The sequence below is a fragment of the Rhizobium sp. PP-F2F-G48 genome, assembly GCF_004342335.1.
Classification (GTDB): Bacteria; Pseudomonadota; Alphaproteobacteria; order Rhizobiales; family Rhizobiaceae; genus Ferranicluibacter.
The window spans coordinates 37283-60169 of the sequence record NZ_SLVH01000011.1 but is presented as its reverse complement, the minus strand read 5'-3'; the positions used below and the strand labels follow the sequence as shown (position 1 = coordinate 60169).

Genomic DNA, 22887 nt, shown 5'->3' with positions numbered 1-22887 from the left:
CAGGCGGTAACGAGGGGTTGGTCATCCCGCCGCCCCGTGACGGGGCGACACGGGGCGGCGCCGGTCAGGCCTGGCTCCGTCATGAGCCAGTGCCGTTATGCGCGAGGTGGGACATGCCGCAGAAAGAGAGAGGATGGTTGGGGCCTTCAGGTCCGCAGCCAGTCCGCAAGCGTCACTCTGCCCTTGGTGAACGCCCCGCCGGGGACCAGCGAACCTGTGACGACCGGGGCGCCGAAATAGTCGATGCCGGTTTCCGCGCGGGTCGGCCGGGGGTCGCCCCTGGCGTCGAGATAGGTCCTGGCGAAGGATTGGAACGCGGCACGTTCGGGTCCTGCGAGGTCGATCGTGCCGTTCTTCGGCGCGCCGAGCGCGACCTCGACAAGAGCTGAAGCGACGTCGGCCGCTGCGATCGGCTGGAAGTCGATGTCCGGAACCGTGACGGTGCCGTCTGCGGAATAGGCGTCGATCAGGGTCTCGATGAACTCGTGAAACTGCGTTGCACGCACGATGCTATAGGCCTGGCCCGACGCCGCGACGGCCTCTTCCTGCGCCAGCTTGCCGGCCATATACGGGTTGGCGGCAAGGCCGTCGGCGTTGACGATCGACAGAACCACGTGATGGCGCACCCCCGCGGCCCTTCCGGCCGTCGTCAGGTTGCGGCTCGATGTCGCGAAGAAATCGGTGATGACCGCCGTGTCGAACGACATCATGTTCGACACGTCGATCACGGCATCCGCGCCTGTCAGCGCCTCCACGAGTCCCTCTCCCGTATAGGCATTGACGCCGTTTCGGGAGCTTGCAATGACGGCCTCGTGGCCGCCGTCTTGCAGACGCTTCACTGCTTTCGAGCCGATCAGGCCCGTGCCGCCGATGACGACAACCTTCTTGGACATGCTCATTTTGCTGTCTCCTGTGACGAGGCGCGATTGCCCGCCTTGCGTTCGTGGCGTTCGAGGAAGGCGCATCCACGCGCGGCGATCCCGCCGTCGTCGGCAGCGCCGAGGTCGGTTACGAGGTCCGCGACGGACACCTTGGCAAGTTCCGCGCGATAGGCCTTCTCGGCCTTCAGCATCGCGGTGTTGATCTGGCAGGGCCTGGTGAAGTAACGCCCCGGCAGAGGGTTGGGCCCGCGCTGTCGGATCTCGGCGCAGCGGAAGGCGGGCGCCGGTCCTTCGACCGCGATAACGATATCGAGCAGGCTGATCTCCCCGGGCGCCTTCGCAAGGCGATAGCCGCCCTTCGGCCCCGGCGTCGTCGCCACGATCCCCGCACCGGAAAGCGCCTGCAAATGTTTCAAGAGATAGCTGGTGGACACGCCGTGAAGTTCGGCAAGTGCCGCTGCCGACAGCACGCCGTCGTCGGACAACCCTGCCAGGAATGCCGTGCAGTGAATGGCCTGCTCGACGCCTTCGCTCAGTTTCATGGTACATCTCCTAATCATGGATATAAAATATCCATGATTAGGATTGCGGTCAATCGTCGATCTGTGAACGGTGCGTTCGCCAGGATCCGGCCTGTCGCCGCACCGCTCCCATCCGGGAAGGTGGGAACGGCTCCGGGTTGAGGGACGGCGCTGCGTTGAAGCCGGCAGGCGCGTCGAGCGATCTGCAGGCTGTTCCGGCGGCTTCGGTCAACCGCCTACGAGGTCGCCATCTGCCACTTCGGCAGGGGGACGGCGTTCAGCAACGTCCGCGTATAGTCGTGGACGGGGGCCGCAAAGAGCGCGGTGGTTTCGTTCTCCTCGACGATACGGCCCTGTTTCATGACGAGGATGCGATCGGCGAAATGGCGCACGATCGGCAGGTCGTGCGTGATGAAGATGTAGGACAGGCCGAGCCGGTTGCGCAGGTCCGCCAGAAGGTCGATGACCTGCGCCTGGATCGACACATCGAGGGCCGATACCGCCTCGTCGCAAATGATCAGTTCCGGCTCGCTCGCCAGTGCGCGGGCGATAGCGATCCGCTGGCGCTGTCCGCCGGAAAACTGGTGGATGTAGCGGCCTTCATGCTCGGCCTTCAGGCCGACGAGGTCCAGAAGCTCCACGACGCGGTCTCTCCAGCGTGCGCGTGGCAGGATGTCGCCGTGGATCTGCCATGGTTCCGAGATGATCGAGCGGACGCTCATGTGCGGGTTCATCGAGCCGTACGGGTCCTGAAACACCATCTGCACCCGGCGACGAAAGGCCATCAGGTCCTTTCCCGTGAGATCGAAGATGTTCTGCCCGGCAAAGATCGCCTTGCCCGAGGTCGGTTCGTTCAGGCGCATCAGCATGCGCGCGACGCTCGACTTGCCGGAACCGCTCTCGCCGACGATGCCCAGCGTTTCGCCTTTGCAGAGGTGAAAGCCGACATCCTCCACCGCTTTGAACACGGATTTTCCGGTAAATGCGCCGGATGACAGGACGTAATCCTTGCCGAGTCCCTCGACCTTGAGCAGCACCGCATCGGCCCGTTCTCTGGAGCGCTTGTGGCCGGCATCGGCGGCTTCGCCATGCGGCAGCGCGGCGATCAGTTTCCGGGTATAGGCGTGTTGCGGCGTCTCGAACACGTCTCTGGCCGGTCCGGTTTCCACCACCTTGCCGCCATTCATGACGATGATCCGGTCCGCCATGGACGCGGCCACCTCGAGATCGTGGGTGATCATGATCAGCGCCATGCCGGTTTCTCGCTGCAGATCGCGCAGCAGGTCCAGGATCTGCGCCTGAACGCTGACATCGAGCGCCGTGGTCGGCTCGTCGGCAATCAGGATGTCGGGTTTGAGCGCGATGGCGATGGCGATCATGATGCGCTGGCGCTGGCCGCCGGAGAACTGGTGGGGATAATGATCGATCCGCTGCTCGGGCTCGGGAATGCCGACGCGGCGCATGAGGTCGAGGATCCGGGAGCGCAGGTCGCCGTCGCCGTCGCCATGGCTGCGATAGACCTCCTCGATCTGCCGGCCGACCGTGTAGACCGGGTTCAGCGAGGCGAGGGGGTCTTGGAAAATCATCGCGATGCGCCGGCCGTTGAGCGCCCGCCGCTTGTCCTCGTCGAGGCGCGCAAGCTCCTGGCCGTCGAACAGGCAGCGGCCGGAGACGATGTGGCCGGGCGGGCAATCGACCAGCCCCATCAGCGTGCTGGTACTGACACTCTTGCCCGAGCCGCTCTCGCCGAGAATGACCAGCGTCTCGCCGCGCGCGACATGGAAGGAGACGTCGTCGACCGCGCGGACGGGATCGCCATCGGAGAGAAAGTCGACCGTCAGTCCCTCGACCCGAAGGAGGGGAGCGGGCATTCCCGCGTCTTCGATCCTGCTCATCGGGCAGCCTTTCTCAGAGCCTGCAACCGCCAGCGCTGCTGCGGGTCGGCGACGGTGCGCGCCCAGTTGGAGAGAATGTTGAGCGACAAGGTCGTCAGCATGATCGCAAGGCCCGGCCAGAAGGCGATCCACCACGCCGTCTGCAGATAGCCGCGCCCGTTCGCCACCATCGCACCCCAGGTGAAATCGGGCGGCTGGATGCCGAGGCCGAGGAAGCTCAGTGCGGATTCGGCAAGGATCACGGTCGCGAAATCGATGGCCGAGATCGTGACCAGCGTCGGCAGAACGAGCGGCGCGATATGGCGGAAGACGATGCGCATCGGCGAGGCGCCCATCGAGCGGGCCGCGCTGACGAACATCCGCTCGCGAAGCTCCAGCACCTCGGCGCGGGCGGTTCGCAGGTAGATCGGCAGGCGCGTGATCGCCAGCACGATGACGAGGTTCGTCATGCTGGGCCCGAGCGTATAGAGAACGATCAGGGCGAGGAGCAGCGACGGAAAGCTCATGATCACATCGGCGAAACGCTGGATGACGTGGCTGTACCAGCGCTCGGAATAGCCGGCGACCAGCCCGAGCGCGCCGCCGACCAGCATGGAACTGAACACGGCGGCCGCAGCGATGAAGATCGTGTTCTGCGCGCCGACGATCAGCCGCGCCAGGATGGGGCGCCCGAGCGTGTCTGCCCCGAGCACGTAGAGAAAACCGCCATTGAAGGTGAAAGGCGCCAGGTTCCGCTGCCGCAGCCCGAGCCGTGCGGCGGCGTCGCCGACGAGCAGGGGGCCGAACATGACCAGGAGCAGGAGCAGGAGCAGGACCAGAAAGAGGGCGGACGCGAAGGCCATCTTGTCGCGCCAGAGATAGGAAAGGAGCGGCATGCGCGGAGAGATCGCCGCGACGGGAGCCGAAAGAAGCGTCATCGGGCGAGCCTTCTAGTAGCGGATGCGGGGATCGAGGAATGCGTAGAGGAGATCGATCGCGATGTTGAGCAGGAAGATCGCGACGGCCGTCACGAGGATGGTCGACTGGACGACCGCGAAATCGCGCTGGATGATCGAGTCGATCATCAGCTTGCCGATGCCCGGCCAGCCGAAGATGGATTCGACCACGACCGCGCCGTTGACGAGCCCTGTCGCGAGGTCCCCCGCAACCGTGACGATCGGCAGCAGCGAATTGCGCAGCGCATGGCCGAAGATGATCTCGCGGCGCGGCATGCCCTTGGCACGGGCCGTCTTGATATAGGCGGCGGACAGGGCCGACAGCATCGTGCCGCGAACCACCTGCACCAAGAGACCGAACGGCCGCAGCGTCAGCACGAAGATCGGGAGCACCCAATGCGAAGCACTTCCGGTGCCGGAGGTCGGCAGCCATCCGAACCCGACCGCAAAGAGAAGGATGCCGACGATGGCGATCCAGAAATCGGGCGCGCTGGCGCCGGCAAGCGAGACGAGGCTGGCGATGCGGTCGAACAGGCTACCCGGACGGGCCGCGGCGAGCGATCCGACGACGATGGCAAGCGACGTCGCCAGCGCGATGGCGAGAAAGGCAAGCTTCAGCGTTTCCGGAAACGCCTCCAGCGCGACCTCCATGGCCGAGCGGTTCTGCCGAAGCGACTGGCCGAAATCGAGTTGCGCCAGATTGCCGAGATAGGTGAAGAACTGGACGATCGCCGGCTGATCGAGCCCGTTCAGCCGTGCGAACTGGGCGCGGGCATCGGCGCTCGCGTCCAGGGGCAGGTAGAGCGCGGAGGGGTCGCCGGTCAGGCGTGTCAGGAAGAAGACGAGCGTGACCAGGCCGATGATCGAGATCAGGCTGTACGACGCACGACGTCCGAGATAGCGGAGCATGGCAGGCCCTCGTTTGAGACCGTATCAGCCGGCGGAGGGCCGGCATGGCGGACAGACGCGCGGCAAGGCACCGCGCGTCTTTTCCGTTCTCAGGACTTGATGCCGATATTGGCCAGCGGGATTTCGCTGTTGGTGGTGATATCCGGCTTCCAGTCGAGGCGCTTGCCGACGCGCGTGTAGCCGATCATGTGGAACATCGGGATATCGGACACAACATCGGTTCGGACCTTGGCAAAGAGGGCCTTGAACTTCGCCGTGCGGTCGTCGCCGGTTGCCGCCAGCGCCTCGTCCACCTGCTTGTCGAGCGCCGGATCGTTCACGGTCGCATAATTGCCGGTCGAGCGATAGAAGATCGGAAGGGTGAACGCCGCGTCGCCCTTGTTGTTGTCGTGCATCATCTGCAGCATGTTGGCACCCCGGTTCTCCGGATAAGGCTTCTGCAGGTAGCGCAGCCAGTCGGCGACATCGAGCATGGTCAGCTTTACGTTCAGCCCGGCGTCCTGCCACATGGCGACCATGGCCTCCATGGCTTCCGAGCCGTTGGGATAGATGCCGTTGCGGCCGATGAGGGTGATCTCGGTTTCGACCGGGACGCCCGCAGCCTTGGCCTCTTCCACCAGCTTCTTGGCCTCTGCGGCATCATAGGTCCAGGGCGAGAGGGCATCGTCATGGCCGTTGATGCCGGGCACCACCATCTGCGACGCGCGCTTGATGTCGTCTCCGAACAATTGGGCGAGCCCCTCCCAGTCGATGGCGAGGTTCAGGGCCTTGCGGATGCGCAGATCGTCAAGCGGCGGCTGCGCCGCATCGATGCGGATCGCCGTCGTCTCGGAGTTGAGATAGGAGAAGTCCGTTTCCGGATTGGACGCATCCTGGATCGCGATCGACGGGGTCAGGTCAGCCTCGCCGGTTTCGATCATGGCGGCCCGGATCGAGGACTCTGCGCGCCAGACATAGGTCGCCGCCGTCACGTTCGGTTTGTCGCCCCAGTATTTGTCGAAACTGACAAGTTCGACGGTCTGCGTGTTGAAGGTCTTCAGGCGAAACGGCCCTGTGCCGACCGGATCGTTGACCGCCTTGTCGGCCGGCGTCTTCGGCGACACCACCATGACCACGCTGAGCAAGGTGGGCAGGATCGGCTCCGGGCGATCGGACTTGATCTCCACCGTCAGGTCGTCAACGGCGCTCACCGTCAGCTTGGCATCGCCGAACTTCGCCATGTTGTTGCAGTTCAGCTTGCCGCCCGTCATGCGCTCGATCGAAAAGGCCACCGCCGCCGCGTTGAAGGGCTCGCCATCCTGGAAGGTCACGCCGTCCCTGAGCTTCAGCCGCCATGTCTGCGGATCGACCTGGCTCCATTCGGTCGCGAGCTTCGGGCGCGGCTGCCCGGTCGCCGCATCGATGACCGTGAGCGGTTCCACCACGTTCTGGGCGAGAATCTGCCCGACATTGGTGATGATAGTGCCGCAGGGCTCGAGGTTTGCTGGCTGCTCCGGCAGCACGATGCGGATCGCCGTGGCGTCCTGCGCCATGGCATAGGATGCCGACGCCGCGGCCAGCAGGCCTCCTGCGATAAGACGTAATGTGATGCCAGTCATGTTGCTCCTCCCGATTGAACACGATGTCGTCTGAAGTCGTTCGGACCGCTGCGCGCGATGGTCAGGGCGCTGTCGTCCGATCCGTGATCCGATGGATGCGGCCACCGCCTCTCCCTGCGCGGCGGCGGCACGCGTCGTCAGGCGCCGGCGGCCTCGATGAGGCTTGCCAGCATCTGCTTTTCGTCAGGGGTCAGGTCCGTCAGGGGCGGACGAACCGGCCCCGGCGTCTGGCCGATCAGGTCGACGCCGGCCTTGATGATGGAAACGGCGTAGCCGGCTTCGCGGTCGCGCAGGGTGGCGAACGGGAAAAAGAAGCGGTTGAGGATATCCTCCATCGTCGCCCGGTCGCCCGCCCGCATCGCCTTATAGAAGCGCTGCGCCAGCGCCGGCACGAAATTGAACACGGCGGAGGAGTAGGTCGTGACGCCGACGCTGTTGAACCCTTCGGCAAACAGCTCATGCGTCGGCATGCCGCCGATATAGCAGAGCCTGTCCCCCAGCTTGGCGGTGACGTGACGGACCAGATCGACCCGTCCGGTGCCGTCCTTGAAGCCGATCAGGTTCGGGCAGGCCTCGGCGAGCCGCGCGACGGTGTCGGCGGTCGCAACCGAATTGGCTCTGTTGTAGAGAATGACCCCGAGCGGCGTGGACTGGCAGACCGATTTGACGTGCCGGTAAATCCCCTCCTGCGACGCTTCCATTAGATAATGCGGCAGCAGCAGCAGGCCATCCGCGCCGGCCCGCTCCGCCTGGCGCGCGGTGTCTATGGCAAGCGTGGTGCCGTAGCCGCAGCCCGTGATGATCGGCACGCTGCCGGAGGCCTCTTTCGCCGCCTTCGTAACCAGGCCGACTTCTTCCGGCGACAGCGAAAAGAACTCGCCCGTGCCGCCGGCTGCAAAGAGCGCCGCCGCATCGAAGCCGGAAAGCCACGCCACATGCCGGCTGTAACTCTCCAGGTGAAGGCTCAGGTCCGCGTTGAAATGGGTGACCGGAAACGACAGCAGACCCGATGCGATGGCCGATTTGATTTCCTCAGGCGACAACAGAACCTCCCAGTCGTTGAAGGCTCAAGTCGTATTATGACTTTTGAGATGAGTCAATCCTTAGTCGGCGGCTTATACTTCGGTTGCGACACCAGGGAGCGGTATCGCGCCATGCCGGTCAGGAGATGCAGGCGCATGGCTTCGCGGGCGGTTTCAGGCTCCTGCGCGGAGATGGCATCGGCAATGGCACGGTGCTCGTCCAGAATCGGATGATCGCGGCTCGGCAGGGGATCGACGCCGCCCATGACGCTTTTGAACTTCACGCGCGGGATCATCCGGCGGCCGATATGCTCGAGGAAGGTGCGGAAGCGGGCATTGTTGGTGGCGGTGGCCACCGCCATGTGGAACTGGAAATCCACCTCGTCCGTCGGCTTTCCCATGTCCATCAGATCCCCGAAGCGCTGGACCTGCGCCTGGATTTCCGCCTCCTGCGCCGGCGATCGACGCGACGCGGCAAGGCCTGCGGCTTCCACTTCGACGCCGATGCGAAGCTCCAGTTCTTCGATGATGTCGGAGATCCGATCCGTTTCCCGGCTGAAGAGATCCTGCAGCGGGTCGCCCTGTCGCGACGCGATGACGAAGACACCGGCTCCCTGGCGCGACTCGACCATGCCATCGGCCCGCAGCGCCGCGATCGCCTCGCGGATGACGGTGCGGCTGAAGCCGAAGCGGCTGATCAGAACCGGTTCCGTCGGAAGCTTGTCCCCGACCGTATAGACGCCCTCCCTGATCTGGGCCCGGATGATGTCGACGACGTCACTCGAATAGCGTCGCCCCCTTTGTGGTGCTGCGCTCATGGGAGAGGCCTTGCGATATCGGATGACTGTCTAAAATTCGTATGATGACAATGGTGCATGAGCGCGCGTGCCGGTCCACTTCCTCGTTGTGAGGGTGAAGATCTGCTCGTCACGAAACCAAGTCAATGCATCCGGTGCGATGCCGATCGAGATCCGGTCGCCGGCGGCCGCAAAACGCAACCGGGGACGCCATCGTCATTCGCCATCGTCGTTCGCCCACGCCGGACAAAGGCAAAACCTTGGGCCGTGAAGGCAGGACCGGGAGCCGTGAAGGCAGGATATGCGGCCACCTTCACGGCCGCATATCGAGACGATCTCGTTGGTCCGGGAACGGTTACATCGCCGGGAGGATCGCGATATCGCGAAGGTCGTTGCTGAGGCCGGTGATCGCACCGATTTCCGTCGCGGCACCGGTCTCGAGATTGACGCTGTAGAGCGTCTTGCCGGCGGCGAGATAGGCGGCGTTGCCGCCCGTCTCCATGCCCTGGATGTCGAAGGCGCAGGTGGCCGGCTTGTCCTTGAGGCCGAGCTTGCCGATGGCTTTCAAGGTGCCGTCATTCGGCTTGGTCTGCTGGATCAGGCCGCCGATCGTCGCATCGATGTTGTACATCGCGGTCTTCTCCGGCTTGCCGATCGAGTTCGTGTAGGCCGCAGCGACGATATCGGGCGTCTCGCCCTTGTGCATGTCGCCCTCTTCATAAGCGAGCGTGCCATCGACCGTGACGGCACCCGTATCCGGGTGGACGCGGTGGTTGGTGGTGCCGGTCATGAAACGCAGACGATCCGCCACCGGGTTGAAATCGACCACCACAGGTGCGGCCGTCATCGCCAGCGCCTTGTCCATCTTGGCAACCGACGTTGCGGCACCCGTCTCAAGGTCGATCGTGACGATCTCGCTTTCCGGGGTGACGCCGATGACGGTCTTGTTTCCGGGACGGAAATCGATGCCGACCAACCTGTCGACACCGGTGACATCCATGCTCTTCGTGACGGCGGGCTTGTCCGTATCGAACAGGACGAGGGTCTTGTCGCCGGTCAGGCCGAGGACCGGCGCGGCAAACAGGCTGCCGGTGCTGGCAACCAGAAGAGTGGAGGTGATCAAGGCGAAGCGAACGGTCATCATGGAATTCTCCCGTTGTGTTGTTCCATTTCGGAAGACATCTGCGCGCGCACGGCGATGCTTCCTGTCTTGAAGACACGGGAGCAGGGCCGTTTGGATGCAGCCACATGAAAAATATTCTCAAAGCGCATCCAATCCTGCGCGCCGGCGGGTAGAGTGGGTCAGACCGCACGGATGGTGCGGCGAAGGAAAAGGATTTCGATGTCGATGGGCTCACCGCCGGACGATCTGACGACGGCCCTTGCCGCCTGCGCGAAGGGTGACCGCACGGCATTGCGCAGGATCTTCGATCGGGAGGCTGGACGTCTGGTCACCGTCGCCGAACGCATCGTGCGGCGGCGCGACCTTGCCGAAGAGGTGGTTCAGGAAAGCTTCATCCGCATCTGGACGCAGGCCCACCAGTATCAGCCGGATCGCGGTTCGGCCCGCGGCTGGATCTATGCCATCGTTCGCAACCGCGCGCTCAATCTGCTGCGCGACGGCAGTCGGGAATATACGGTCGAGGATGTCGAGGTGCTGCGCGAGCGCGAACAGGTGGATCATGTCATGGCGGCCTGGCACCGGCTCGATCGCACCTCCCGCCTTCACGATTGTCTGGGTGCGCTCGAGGAAACCAAGCGGCGCGGCATTCTCATGGCCTATATCGGCGGATATTCCCATGGCGAGATCGCCGGCCGGCTCCGCATTCCGCTGGGCACGACGAAGTCCTGGATCCGGCGCGGCCTCTCCGCATTGCGGGAGTGCATGGCATGAGCGACGAGCGGGTCGATCAGAACGGGCGGGGCGATATCGGCGTCGTCGCCGACGAATATGTGCTGGGCCTTCTGGATGCGGCGGACATGCTGCGGATCGAGGCCGATCTGGAGAACGATCCCGATCTCAAGGCCGCCATCGCCGCCAGCCGCGAGCGATTTCTGCCGCTGGACGATACGGCGGAGGCCGCCATCGTCGGGGACCAGCTCTGGAGCCGCATCGAAACCGGGCTTTCGGCGCAACATGCGGGCAGCACGGGCAGGCACAAGGCGACCGCAAACGACAACAGGCCGGGCGGCTGGCGCGCGACGGCGCTTGGCGCCACGGCGGCGGCTGTCACGCTCGCCATTGCGCTCACGTTCAGCCTGATTCGCACTGTCGATCCGCTGGTGGTGGCTGTGCTCGTCAACGAGACCGGCGACATCAAGGCGATCGTCGAGGATTTCGGCAACGAGACGGCGGCCGTCCGGCTTCTGGCGGATTTCGCCGTTCCCGAGGGCAAGACGATCGAGGTCTGGACCCTGCCATCGCCCGAACGCGGCCCGGTTTCCCTCGGCCTGATCGACGACGCGCGCTCGGCCCGGCTGGACGGGCCCACCCTCCCCAAGCCGCACGACAGCCAGCTCTACGAACTGACCCTGGAACAGACGGGCGGCTCCCCGACGGGCAGGCCGACAGGCCTCATCCTCGCAAAGGGATTTGCGAAGATGGCGCGGTGAGGGACGGTTGGGGAGGAAAATAGCGCTTGGCAGCGCGTTCACCGTCGCGGATAACCGTCCTGCGCGTCTTGAAGCCCGCGCCTGAGCCTCTCGTCCCCTCGGCGCGGGAAACGAGACCATGACGGTGGCTCGACACCTCGGATCTATGCAGATCCCCTTATGTGTGCGACGGAAGACCGTCATCGACTTCGGCGACGACCGCCCACCACGCTCTGGCCGGTGCGGTAAGATGTGGTGAAACGATATTAGGGCCGGCATGACCATCGCAAAGCCAATTCGTGCCTGTCTGAACGGCTTTGCGCTGCTGGCAGCAGCGGCCATCATCACCGTCGCCTTCGTTCCAGAGGGCAACCTGCACTGTGACGAGCCTTACTTGGTCGAAAAGAGCCCCGACGGACACTGGACACTGACGGTTTGCGGCCGGCCGATGTTCTTCGCCATGCCGGGTAGCGGAAGCGATGCACCCGGCTGGATCGTCCTTCGCGATGAGAATGGCGCCATTCGAGGCGTTTCAGACCTTGGAATGCTGCAGCTTTATGGGGGAGCCGTGTCCGGTTCAAAGCTCGAATGGTCGAACGATCGCGTGACACGCAGGATGGTTCTCGATCTGCCGTTGGACCGGGCAACGAACCTCTTGGAGCGCTGGTGGACCGACCGCATCTGGCGGCTGCGCGCACTGGCCGGCCTGACACCGGACGACGACGCGCTTCGCTAAAAGCCGTGCGGCTTCGGCTGCGGGAATGGACGCGCCGCCACACAGGACGGTGGTCGCGTGCACTGCCACGCCCGAATTCGTCGCGGCTGGAGCACGTCAACCGCCGAAACAGTCTTCGGCGTCTGGCTTGTCATCAATACAATTTCTCACGAGTGGTGCCTTCGGCAAAGCCGGATCTGAAGATCAGCCTGATGCCTTAAAGGACAGCCGCGGGCGAGAGGTTGCGGATCTGCCAGGTTGAGTTCACGTGTCAACGCATCCGGATCGGGCGTTTCCAACGGCGTGTCGGGAACACCGTTCGAAGAATCCGCGATCGCCGATGCGTTCGCAAAATCTGTCTGCTCTGCGGCGTCCAGCACGACGATCGCAACCGGCGAGGCATTGAACAGACGGCGGCCCGAAAAATCGCTGAAACGAGTTCTCCTCAACCAACGTTTCGGGCCTGTCCGAACGGGTTCAACCGCACGATCCGCGCCATAGATGAGCGCGAACCAGAAGGTTACAGTTATTCCCAAGGAACGAGTTCGGCAAAGCGATCGCCCGCGCAATATCCCGGGGTTCAAAGAACTCGTACAAAAAATGCGGCGGCAATCGCGGGCTTCGAAGCCCATAAAAACACCGAACCGCCAAAAGTTCCATAAGATTAATTATGCCATCGGCATGTGTAGCCGCAAAGTTGAAGTGTCCTGTTTCTGCAAAGTTAGAGTGTCACACTCCCCGCGTTTGATAACGCGGAGACGAGCAGATGGGATTGATAGCGATGAGCGAGCGCGATCTTCAGCGGATCGAGGTTTTGTCAAAGGTTGTTGCCGGCCGGATGACATTGGTATCGGCGGCGCATGTGCTTTGTCTGAGCGAGCGCCAGATCCGCCGGTTGCTGGAGCGCATGCGCACGGGTAGTGCAGCGTCGATCCGCCACAAAGCGATCGGCCGGCCATCGAACAATCGGATCAGCGCCGGTATTCGGAATTACGCTGTATCGCTGGTTCGCGAACGATATGCGGATTTCGGACCGACCCTGGCGAGCGAGAAGCTTGCCGAGCGGGATGGATTGCGTGTGTCGCGCGAGACGTTGCGTGGCTGGATGTCGCAGGCGGGACTTTGGCTATCGCGCAAGCAGCGCCGCACGTTTCATCGGCCACGGCTGCGACGCGAAGCCTATGGGGAGCTTGTGCAGATCGACGGGTCGGAGCACCGTTGGTTTGAGGATCGCGGGCCGCCATGTTCGCTGCTGGTGTTTGTCGATGATGCGACGGGCAGGTTGATGCAACTGCATTTCGTGCGGTCCGAAAGCGCCTTCACCTATTTCGAGGCGCTGGCGCTCTATCTCACGCATCACGGTGCGCCGATCGCGTTTTATTCCGACAAGCATTCGGTGTTCCGGGTGGCGAGACAGGATGCCAAGGGCGGCCAGGGCATGACCCAGTTCGGGCGTGCGCTTTGCGAGCTAAACATCGAGATTCTCTGTGCAAATTCGAGCCAGGCCAAGGGTCGTGTCGAGCGGATGAACCGCACGCTACAGGACCGGTTGATCAAGGAACTGCGACTGGCCGGCATTGACACCATGGAGGCCGGCAATGCGTTCCTGCCGGGATTCATGGAGGCCTACAATGCGCGATTTGCGGTCGTCCCTGCCCGGCCGGACGACGTGCATCGGCCGATGAACCTGGCGCCGGATCGGCTGGCCGAGATCCTGTGCAAGCGGGAACAGCGCTATGTCGGCGCACAACTGACGTTTTCGTTCGAGCGCAAGCGGATCATGCTAGAAGAGACCGAGGTGACGCGTGGTCTGGTTGGTCACTATGTCGAGACCTATGCCTATGCGGACGGCCGGCTGGATGTGCGCTGGAAGGGCCATTGCCTACTCTATACGGTGTTCAACAAGGATCAGCGGGTGACGCATGCGGCGATCACCGAGAACAAACGGCTCGGTGACGTCCTGGCCTATATCAAGGAGCGTCAGGAGACGCTCGACAAGCCTGACGTAAAGACCAACAGCAACAAGAACGGCTATGTCAAACGCGCTCCCGGATCCAGCCGGCGCACGGACGTCACGAAGGATCCGGCGGTTATTGCGCGACGGGAGAAGGCATTGTTGCGGCGGCAGGCTGCCGAGTGAATGACGGATCGGATCGTCCAAAAGCTCAAGCCGAAGCGGTGTGCCCCACCCGCCCCGATCTGATCTTGCAGTTGCGATCAGCCGACCAGATCGGGGCTGGTCGCGAAGCCGTTTGGTGACCGGTCGGACATTTCTACTTTGCACAACGCCGGACATTTCAATCCTGCTGCCATAGCATGTGTAGCGGGGGCAGATTCCATTTTCAAATGCAACGAGGACAACAATAGCCCTGGTTTCAGGAGGATGGAATGGCCCGCTCTTTTGTGCAGTTGAGTTTGGATGAACGCCGCATCATCGCGCGGATGCATGAGAAGAAGATCAGTCAGGCGGAGATCGCGCGCGCCCTTCACCGCGACCGCTCAACGATCTGCCGGGAACTGCGACGCAATTTCTGGCATGATCGTGACGTTCCGATTGCCGAAGGATACTGGCACGTCACTGCACATGGGATGGCGGTCGACCGGCGGCGCAAATACCGCAAGCTGCTGCGCGATCCTGGTCTGTGTGCCGCCGTGATAGATCGCTTGAAGGATGGCTGGTCGCTGGAACAGATTTCCGGGCGGCTGCGGCTTGCCGGCGGTGTTGCCACCCGGCTGAGCGATGAGACAATCTACCCGTATGTCTATTCCCAGGAAGGCCAGGATCAGCAGCTGGGACAGCATCTGCCTGAGCGACGCCGCAGACGGCGATCGAGATAGGCACGCAAACCCAGAAGCCTCGTCTTTCCAATGGAATGCGCCATTCGCAACAGACCTGACATCATCAATTCCCGAAGTGAATTCGGTCACTGGGAAGCGGATTTGATGATCTCCAGAAAGGAGCATGGCGCCGCAAACATCGCCACCGTCGTGGAGCGCAAGAGCCGTTACACTCTGCTGTTTCGCAACAACGACCGGCGCTCGAAACCGATCATGAGCCAGTTGATCCGGCATCTGGCACCCCTGCCCGTCCAAGCCAGGCAAAGCCTGACATTCGATCGAGGGTTGGAGTTCGTATCATGGCGCGAGCTCGAGCACGGCATGGGAACGACCGCCTGGTTCTGCGACCCCGAGGCTCCATGGCAGAAGGGCACGGTCGAGAACACAAACAAGCGTGTTCGACGATACCTGCCGCCGGAAACGATCGTGCTGGATGTCAGCAATCAGGAGATCCGTTCCTTGTGTGACCGACTGAATGACACGCCGCGCAAGTGCCTGGGATTTCAAACGCCAAGGGAGATGTTCAGCAGACATCTATTGGCTCTGGAAAGGCAATGCGTGTAGCTTTCGAAGTAAAGTTGCATTCGATCTGGAACCAGCAGGCTTGCAACGGTGCTCAATAGCGCGGGTCCCTCGCGAGAACGACGCGGATTTGAAGCTCGTCTCGCTGCATCGACGACCGAAGGCATGCAGTGGGATTTAGCGCTTCGGGAACAAATTCGGCGCCGGCGGAAAACGAAATCGCTCCTGAGCCTGACTAAGAATCTCTCGTTGCACCTGTGTGCCGAGCGCCTGAACCATACGAATATCCACCCCGCGCTCGATCGTTAAGCCGAGGGATTTTGCAGTTTGGGCAACGTCACCCTTGTGTAACGCCGAGCGCTCATTTGGAGAAAGCCGTCGGTTTAGCGCGAGCATCAAGCTGGAAAGCTCACGTCTGAGACCAGGGCTTTTGCGCAACAGGTGAGACTGCCCGTCAGGATGCGCCTCAAGTACCTCCGCCAAGGCTGGCGATGGCACCTTGAGCTCCTGACGCTGGCGGTGCTGCTCCTCTCGATGGCGAGACAACAATTGATGCCGCTCGAACTCCACCTTCTGACCATAGTCGGCCAGGGCCGCGGTCAGTTGTGGCGCATGCGCTTTCGCGGTCTGGCGTGAGGGGCTTTCCGACCGGAACCAGCTTCCGCCTTCTCCCGCCAAGGGTCCGAGCTTGCCGGACCGCATATCCTCTGCAGCCGAAGCGCCCTCAGACGCCGATCCGATCTGCCGCGTCAGAGACGCGACGGTAGAACTTTCCCCGTAGACGAGACGCGCGATCTCGCCGCGCTTTTCCGCAAGTCGGACCGACGCATCGAGCTTCTGCCTGATCTCTCCCTCGTCAAGATCCGGCAGCTCACGGGCCGGGATCAGGACGCCCGAGGTCGGGAGGCGCACTTCGGCCGGATGCAGCCGATATCCCGTACCAAGCCTGCGTTCGTTGTCGGCGACACTGGTCACGAACTCGTCCACGTCTCGCCGTCGGTTCGGATCGAGTCGGTCCTGGCGAGTGGTTTCGGACAGGACCTGCTCCAGCATCGCCTTGGCCGTCGCGCGATGGGCGATGTCCTGTGCCCGCAAGCGTAGATCCTCGCGCACCTGTCGCGCCGGCTGACCTTGACTATCGACGATCATCGCGGAGAGCGCAGCGCGTTCCATGACGGAGACATTGCGCTCGAGCTTCTCCTCTGCGCGACCGGCCGCCTCGCGATAGCCGGGCTCGACGATCCGCGTCATCGCCTCGTCGGGCGACATTATGCCAGACGCGACAGCGTTCGCGCCTTTGGCCAGGCTTGCCCGCATGCCGGCGCCTTCCATCCAGGCATCCGCTACATTGGCGATCCGCGACATCAGGTCGGTCGGAGCGAACACGTCGCGGTCGATGGCCACGCGGTTGAGAGGCACGGTGAAGAGATCGGTGAGACGGGTCTGAGTGCCGTCCCCGGCCTCGACTGCGAGATCGGCGGGCATTCGACGCGCGGACGGAAACTCCCGGCTGGCGCGCTTGTCCCGGACCATCGCCCGCGTCGCAGCAATCTCGCCGTCCTCCGGCAGCAGACCGAGTTCGCGTGCGGCCTTGACGAGTTTCAGGGCGGCGTAGCTCTGGGCGAGCCGACCGGCCGCGTGCGCTTCGACATTGCCGATCGGACGGCGCGAGGCATCCCGCACGGCATTGTCGTAGAGTTCGACGAACAGTGCTAGAACGTCCGGAGCACGCTCCATCACGAAACGGCCACGGGTCCCGCCCTCGTCCCTGTCGGCATCGCGCCGCTGCGTCCGGAAATGCGCGACGTCTGTCTTGGCCTGAATCTCGACAGCGGCTCGCTTCTCGTCGGGTGCGGCACGCTCGTCCATGCGGGCGAGGACATGACTCCAGTCGTCGGCGAAGCGCTGCAGGGCGCCCTGGGCCAGAGGACGCTCCCGCTCTCGCTCCATAACGATGGCGGCCTCGGCCGGCTTTCGCCATTTCCCTGCCTCCAGCACATTGTCGTAGATGACGTCGCCTGTCCGCAGACGGATCTGAACGCGATTGGCGAGCCGCTCGGCCTCGACCTTCGTCAGGCTGGCGACGACGCCGGCAGCTCCCGCATCATGCACCTCGCGCGGCGGTATGCGAGCGGGCTCGCCGGCATGGTGCATCTCCTCGAAACGATAGTGGCAGCCCTGCCAGCTGATACGCGGATGGACGGCGACCACCCGGGCCTCGACGCGATATCCGGCCTCGCGGCCGCGCTTCATAATGTTCGCCACGGCCTCTGGCGTGCGCATCGTCGTCTCGAACACGACATGGACCTGGGCCTTCAGCGCTTCCGCCAGCAGCTTCTCGGTCCAGCGGCCGGCATCGCCTTGGGTGAACTGCGAGGCAGTCTCGGCATCACGGCGCTGCAGAACGGCGAAGGATGGATGATAGGCGCGCAGATCGTCGCCGACGATCCGGACGGCCGGGCCCGTCTTGGCCAGTTCGCGCTGGCTGGAGGTGAGGATCGCGGTCTTGCCGGCGCCGGGCTGGCCGCCGAGCACGATCAAGGTCGGGCGCTCCGCCCGCGCGAGATAGTCCGGCAGATAGTCCGGCGCGATATCGGCGCGAAAGATGCGCTCGTTCTCGGTCGGAGTGAGGATCTGGGTTTCGCGGGGCTCGGACATGGCTCAGAGCTCCCGCCAGAACCGCTCCTCGTCCCGGACCCTTGGCCCCCATTCCGCGATGAGCGGCTCGACGGTTTCCGGCATTCCAACGACGACGCCGTGCTGGAGCCCCAGCAGGTCACGCCGGCGCGACCGAAGGCGCTCGGCTTCGACCGGATCGCCATCGCCGATGTCGTGCAGCCGGGCCGAGATGATCCCCCGCCCCCGGTTCATGATCTCGATCGCGAGGTCAGCCCGCACGATCGCGTCGAAGTCCACAGTATTCCCCGTCATGGATTTCTCCTTGTCCTGATGATCACACCCGTCATTTCGGTCGCCCGCCGTTCATCGATCGATGCCCCGCGCCTGGTCGATCGCACGCAGCCTCCGCTCGCTCGCGACCGCATGCCCGATGACCGCAGCCACCGCGTGCTGGATCGTCCGAAGCTGGGGCTGCAAGGCCTTGAAGGCGGCCTGCTGCGCCAGCGGCACCATGGCGATCGCCGTCTTCTCGTCACGGCCGATTGCGCCGCGGCCGAAGCGGGCGTCGAGCGCTTTGGACACCGCGGCGAACTCCGCCTTCACGGCTGGCGCGAGCGCAAGGACCGCCGCATCGAAGTCCTTAGGCTGACGTGACACGAGCGTGACAAGCCGCTTTAAGCCGGCCCCGGCTGCGCGGGAGAGGCCTGGGACCGGCACGGCCATGCGGCTCCGCTCGGACTCGATCGCCTTGGTCTCGCTGGCGACCAATGTCGCGAAGGCCTGCGCCAGCGAGCGCGCTTTCCAAGCCTCGTCCTTCGCGGTGGCGACGGCCATCTTACGCTCCCGTCCCTGCCCCGTCAGCCGGTCGACCAGTCGATCCGAACCGCGCAAGGGGCCGAGCGTCGCCGGGCGCGCGGCCATGTCGGTCTCAAGCCTCGCGGGGCTCGCGCCGGCGCGCACCTTCTCTTCAATGGCGACGACAGCCGCCTGCGGATCGCGCCAGATGCGAGCGGCGACTGCAGCCAGGGCATCGCGCTCCGCACGATAGAGCGGAGACGCCGGCACACGGGCCCTCGCCTCTTCCTCGGCGCTGGTCGGGAAGGCGGTGACGGCCGGAAGGAGAAGCGCGTCGGGACCGGCGGCGTCACGCGAAGAACCGGGATCGTACGCGGCCGCTGCCACGAAACGGGAAGGATCGCGCTGCTCTGCAAAGTGCTGCTCGGCCGCGAAACGCCGAACCGCAGCAAAGCGTACTTCCAGTTTTGGCCGCTCCGCCTCCGGGAGATCGGGCAAGCGCTCGGTAACGATCCGTTTGGACGTCTCGTCGGCCTTGTCGGTGAAGGCGCTCCAGCCGAAACGGGCGGTCAGCGCCTCGGCGACGGCCTTGATCTCCTGCACGACACGGCGATCCTCTGTGGCAAGCATGAAGGCCGTCCGGTAGGCACCTGCGCCTCCGGCCCGACCGATGGCCTTGATCTCGTCGAGGCGCGCAACTGTGACCTCGGATAGCGCCGGCACGCCAATGGCCATATGGCTGCGCCGGCGCTCCTCGCGAGCGATGAAGCGCCCCTCGTCGGCACGGAACGTGGTCGCGAGTGCCCTTGCCGAAACCGCAAGGTCCGCGACGATGGAGGCGCTCTCCTTCGATGCCGCGTCCGTCCTGAGCACACCGAGCACCGATGGGACGCTGGCGATCCGCTCGCCGAGCGCGCGCGGATCGGTCTCCGGCCGCGTCGCCATGTCGCTGAGCCGCGCAAGCGCCGCCTCTGGCTCGACATAGAGCCGGGCGAAGAGCGGCAACAGCACCGCCTCACGCTCCTTCCAGGCGGGTGCCTCGCGTTGTGCTTCGCGCGCATCGTCGTCCACGCTTCGCTCAAAGCGGATCGCTGGCACCAGAAGATAGGCAGGGCCGTCCGTCAACTCCGCACCCTCCCCTTCCGGACGACTCTTCGCCGACATTGCCGCAACCGTCCCGCTGGCCGCCGGTCCGCCGATCGTCACCGACGCCGACGATCCCGACCCGAGCGGTGACACGACGGCGGACTCTCCGGACACGTGTTCGGGATCGATCGTGAGCCGTCCAATCTGAACCCGGAAGCGGTCCTCGACATGACGGGCGAGATCGATCATCTGGTTGACGCCCCGGCGATCGGCATAGTCGCGGATCAGAGCCCGGTATGTGTCCTCGTTCTCGAAGTCGAGCGTGGTGGATTTCTCACCGGAGCGGCCGAGACGATCGGCAAGCGCCTTGAAGATCGCCGGATGCTGGCTGGCGTCGACAGCCTCGGAGGAACCAGCCTCCTCGACGCCCCTGTGGACGAGGACCGCGCTCCAGACATTGCGCTCGACGGCGCGCTCCTCGAAACGTTTGGCGCCGGTTTCCTCGTCGATGACGGGCACTGTCTTCACGACGGTTTCCGTGCCATCCTTGGTAAGCGTCACCGTGTCGCCCACGGTGACACCCTCCTTGTCCAGAGCAGCCGGCAGGCTGACGCCCCAGAGACGGCTGTTGCGGCCGTCGGCGAGCTTCAGATCCACAAAGGGCGATGGCTCGACATCCAGATCGTCGCGAAACTTCGCCATACCGGTGTCGACAAGAACGCCGGTGACTCCGGCGGCGTGATCGGGGCGCGGCGCTCGTGCCCGAAAAAGTTCGGCCGGGAAGTCTTCCACCGCCGCGTAGAGATCGGCGCGCTCGCGATGACGCGACATGGCGACATAGGCCAGATGCCGGTCCATGCCGCCGGTCGCCAGCACGAAGGTGCGATCGACAGTGGCGCCCTGGCTCTTGTGAACCGTCGCGGCATAGCCGTGATCAATGTTGCGATAGATGGCGGTGGTGAAGGCAACATCGCGACCGCTGTCGAGCCGCACCGTGAGAAGGTCGGCGCGCTTGTCGTCACCCGTCGAAACGACCGTTCCGAGCATACCGTTCTTGACGGACTGCACGCCCAGATGCTGCACGATCGGCTCAACGAAGCGGGCATTCTCCAGAAAGATCATCCGGTCGCCGATGGCGAAGTCACGGGCTCCCCGCTCCGTCGCGAACGTGCGGGACGAGGTCAATTCCTCCTGCTCGATCCGCATGTTGCGAATGGCCGTGTTCAGTGCCTTCACGTCGTCGTTGGTGTGGGCCAGGACGAGAAGCGCGTCGCCCGCCGGCGGCCGGTTCTCTCGCGCGGCCTTCGCCTTCGCGTCGGTCCAAGCGCTCGACCAATCGGCAACGATCCGGGCGACGGCGTTCTCGCGCGTATCGGTTTCGACGACATGACCTTGCGCGCTGTAGCGGGCAAGTCCGTCCTCGACATCGCCGCGCGCAAAAGCTCTGGTCGCCTCACGCGCCCAGTCCTCGCGCTGACGGCGGACACCGCTGAGTTCCGCATGCCCGACGCGCGACGCGACGGCGCGGAAAGCGGCGCCCGCCTGGATCGGCTGGAGCTGCATCGCGTCGCCGACGAGAACGATCTTCGCCTGTGCCTCTTCCGCGATCTTCAGGAACCGCCCCATCTGCTCGGAGGCGATCATCCCGGCCTCGTCGATGACGAGAACGTCGCCCTTGCCGAGACGATCGCGGCCGTTCGACCAGGATCGTTCCCAAGAGGCGAGCGTGCGCGAGGCGATGCCCGAACTCTGCTCCAGCGACTCCGCCGCCTTGCCCGCCAGCGCAGCGCCGATGACGCGCCGGCCATCGGCCTCCCACGCGATCTGAGCCGCATCGAGAAGCGTCGATTTTCCCGCGCCGGCAAGACCGACGACGGTGGCGATGGCGGCCTTGCCCGTGACGTGGCGGACGGCATCGACTTGTTCCGCATCGAACCGGAACGGACGGTCGGGATCGCGCGTCTCGACCGCAGCGACGGCGCGCGCGACCGTCCTGTTCGATGCACCAAAGCCGCCGCGTTTCGACAGCGTGTCTGCCGAGCGCCCCATCTCGAATTCGGTGCGCAGCATGTGCTTCGTCGTGAACACCGCCGGCGCCACGACCTTGCCGGTTCCCGCCTCCTGCTCGGCCGGGCGCAAGGTCACGAGATCGCTCGACGCCATCAGCCCGGCGCGAACATTCGCGAAGGTCGCGGGATCGTCGATATGGCGATGGAGAGCACGCGCGATGTCGCGCTCGTCGAAGGTCGAGCGTTCGCCCGAAAGCTGCTTCAGGAGGATGCCCGGATCGGCGGCGATCTGGTCGGCGACTGCAAAGCGTCGCGCCATTTCCGCGGGCGCGGAAAATGCAAGGCGACCATCGCGCTTCAGCGCGGCGCGGGCGGGGCCGAGGTGTTTGCCGGCGAGCATCTCCAGTCCCTGTTCCGCGTAGGACCGTCCGTCGATACAGACGTCGTGGCCGGCGAGCGCCAAATGCCGGTTGGTAGTTTCGGCCCAACCGAGCTTCCAGCCCTTCATCGTCTCGGCGTCACCCGCCCAGAGCCGATAGACAATCTTGCCGTTCGGCCGATCCGGCGTGACTACTCGCAGCGGCTTGCCGTCCTCGCCCAGCACCGCGACCTTCTTCGCGCCAAACCCCTCCTCCGTCAGAAGCCGCAGCGTCGTCATGACATGGACATGCGGATTGCCTTGCCTGTCGTGATAGACCCAGTCAGCGATCATGCCTTGCCGCGTCAGGTTCTGTTCGACGAACTCGCGCACCAGCGCGATGTTCTCCTTGCGCGACAGCTCCTCCGGCAGTGCGAAAATCATCTCGCGAGCCAGCTGCGCATCGACGCGCGTCTCGAACGCATCGACCGCATTCCACAATGCCTCGCTGGCGCCTGCCACCGATCGTCCGTCGATCGCCTTGCGCAGCCAGGCCGGCGTCACCACTGGCAGCGCCAGTTCCTCGTGCACCAGCTCCGCCGCACCCCCCTCGTAGCGAAACTGCGTGCCGGCCCGCTCGTCCATCATCCGGCTGCGATGGCGATAGGCGGCGGCCGAGACGACGCTGCGTCCCGTTCCCCGTCCGATCACCTGCGCCCTGACGAACATGATCGCCACGCGATCCCACCTCCGAAGAATGTCGGCCACGCCGACGTATATTGCGCCCTCGAACAG

General features: G+C 64.3%; 17 protein-coding genes and 1 pseudogene. 5 read left to right on the top strand and 13 right to left on the bottom strand.

What is annotated here, in order from left to right; all coding sequences use genetic code 11:
• Positions 1 to 146 precede the first annotated feature (146 nt).
• The 9 genes from C8J36_RS20835 to C8J36_RS20795 form a co-directional block, all read right to left on the bottom strand.
• A complete protein-coding gene (locus C8J36_RS20835) occupies positions 147 to 899 on the bottom strand; it encodes an NAD(P)H-binding protein (RefSeq protein WP_132537269.1) in 753 nt (250 codons plus the stop codon).
• Positions 896 to 1423 (bottom strand): Rrf2 family transcriptional regulator, encoded by a 528-nt coding sequence (locus C8J36_RS20830; protein WP_132537268.1) that lies wholly within the window; start codon positions 1421 to 1423, stop codon positions 896 to 898. The genes C8J36_RS20835 and C8J36_RS20830 overlap by 4 nt, the downstream gene beginning before the upstream one ends.
• Positions 1424 to 1638: 215 nt before the next feature.
• Positions 1639 to 3273 carry an ABC transporter ATP-binding protein gene (locus tag C8J36_RS20825; RefSeq protein WP_132537365.1) on the bottom strand — a complete coding sequence of 545 codons (1635 nt, stop codon included), beginning with the start codon at positions 3271 to 3273 and terminating at the stop codon, positions 1639 to 1641.
• A 20-nt stretch (positions 3274 to 3293) separates the two neighbouring features.
• Positions 3294 to 4214 (bottom strand): ABC transporter permease, encoded by a 921-nt coding sequence (locus C8J36_RS20820; protein WP_132537267.1) that lies wholly within the window; start codon positions 4212 to 4214, stop codon positions 3294 to 3296.
• Between the two features lie 12 nt (positions 4215 to 4226).
• On the bottom strand, positions 4227 to 5141 hold the full coding sequence (locus C8J36_RS20815) for an ABC transporter permease (RefSeq protein ID WP_132537266.1): 915 nt from the start codon (positions 5139 to 5141) through the stop codon (positions 4227 to 4229).
• 89 nt (positions 5142 to 5230) lie between these two features.
• A complete protein-coding gene (locus C8J36_RS20810) occupies positions 5231 to 6739 on the bottom strand; it encodes an ABC transporter substrate-binding protein (RefSeq protein WP_132537265.1) in 1509 nt (502 codons plus the stop codon).
• Positions 6740 to 6876: 137 nt separating this feature from the next.
• Positions 6877 to 7782 carry a 5-dehydro-4-deoxyglucarate dehydratase gene (kdgD, locus tag C8J36_RS20805; protein ID WP_132537264.1) on the bottom strand — a complete coding sequence of 302 codons (906 nt, stop codon included), beginning with the start codon at positions 7780 to 7782 and terminating at the stop codon, positions 6877 to 6879.
• A gap of 53 nt (positions 7783 to 7835) precedes the next feature.
• Positions 7836 to 8579: a FadR/GntR family transcriptional regulator gene (locus tag C8J36_RS20800; protein ID WP_132537263.1), complete on the bottom strand. Its 744-nt coding sequence runs from the start codon at positions 8577 to 8579 to the stop codon at positions 7836 to 7838.
• A gap of 334 nt (positions 8580 to 8913) precedes the next feature.
• A complete protein-coding gene (locus C8J36_RS20795; protein ID WP_132537262.1) occupies positions 8914 to 9702 on the bottom strand; it encodes a DUF4394 domain-containing protein in 789 nt (262 codons plus the stop codon).
• 204 nt (positions 9703 to 9906) lie between these two features.
• On the opposite strand from C8J36_RS20795, the gene C8J36_RS20790 reads away from it, so the two are divergent.
• The 3 genes from C8J36_RS20790 (at position 9907) to C8J36_RS20780 (ending at position 11886) form a co-directional block, all read left to right on the top strand.
• Positions 9907 to 10452: a sigma-70 family RNA polymerase sigma factor gene (locus C8J36_RS20790; protein WP_062594162.1), complete on the top strand. Its 546-nt coding sequence runs from the start codon at positions 9907 to 9909 to the stop codon at positions 10450 to 10452.
• Entirely contained in the window at positions 10449 to 11171 is a 723-nt protein-coding gene (locus C8J36_RS20785; protein WP_132537261.1) for an anti-sigma factor, read from the top strand. Before C8J36_RS20790 ends, C8J36_RS20785 begins: the two co-directional genes overlap by 4 nt.
• 256 nt (positions 11172 to 11427) lie before the next feature.
• Entirely contained in the window at positions 11428 to 11886 is a 459-nt protein-coding gene (locus C8J36_RS20780) for a hypothetical protein (RefSeq protein WP_132537260.1), read from the top strand.
• 146 nt (positions 11887 to 12032) lie between these two features.
• Here the strand turns inward: C8J36_RS20780 and C8J36_RS20775 are convergent, their stop codons facing one another.
• The gene (locus C8J36_RS20775) at positions 12033 to 12497 is read right to left on the bottom strand and encodes a hypothetical protein (protein ID WP_132537259.1); all 465 of its coding nucleotides are present in this window, start codon (positions 12495 to 12497) and stop codon (positions 12033 to 12035) included.
• A 134-nt stretch (positions 12498 to 12631) separates the two neighbouring features.
• On the opposite strand from C8J36_RS20775, the gene C8J36_RS20770 reads away from it, so the two are divergent.
• Both C8J36_RS20770 and C8J36_RS20765 read left to right on the top strand, forming a co-directional pair.
• Positions 12632 to 14005, top strand: a complete 1374-nt coding sequence (locus C8J36_RS20770; RefSeq protein ID WP_132537258.1) for an ISNCY family transposase — start codon at positions 12632 to 12634, stop codon at positions 14003 to 14005.
• Between the two features lie 248 nt (positions 14006 to 14253).
• Positions 14254 to 15267 (top strand): annotated as a pseudogene (locus C8J36_RS20765) (IS30 family transposase).
• A 135-nt stretch (positions 15268 to 15402) separates the two neighbouring features.
• Here the strand turns inward: C8J36_RS20765 and C8J36_RS20760 are convergent.
• The 3 genes from C8J36_RS20760 to traA are packed head-to-tail and all read right to left on the bottom strand — an operon-like array spanning position 15403 to position 22830.
• The gene (locus tag C8J36_RS20760; RefSeq protein ID WP_132537257.1) at positions 15403 to 17883 is read right to left on the bottom strand and encodes a zeta toxin family protein; all 2481 of its coding nucleotides are present in this window, start codon (positions 17881 to 17883) and stop codon (positions 15403 to 15405) included.
• 3 nt (positions 17884 to 17886) lie between these two features.
• Positions 17887 to 18156, bottom strand: coding sequence for a hypothetical protein (locus C8J36_RS20755; RefSeq protein ID WP_132537256.1), 270 nt, complete (start codon positions 18154 to 18156; stop codon positions 17887 to 17889).
• A 51-nt stretch (positions 18157 to 18207) separates the two neighbouring features.
• Positions 18208 to 22830 carry a Ti-type conjugative transfer relaxase TraA gene (gene traA / locus C8J36_RS20750; protein ID WP_132537255.1) on the bottom strand — a complete coding sequence of 1541 codons (4623 nt, stop codon included), beginning with the start codon at positions 22828 to 22830 and terminating at the stop codon, positions 18208 to 18210.
• Positions 22831 to 22887: the final 57 nt, after the last annotated feature.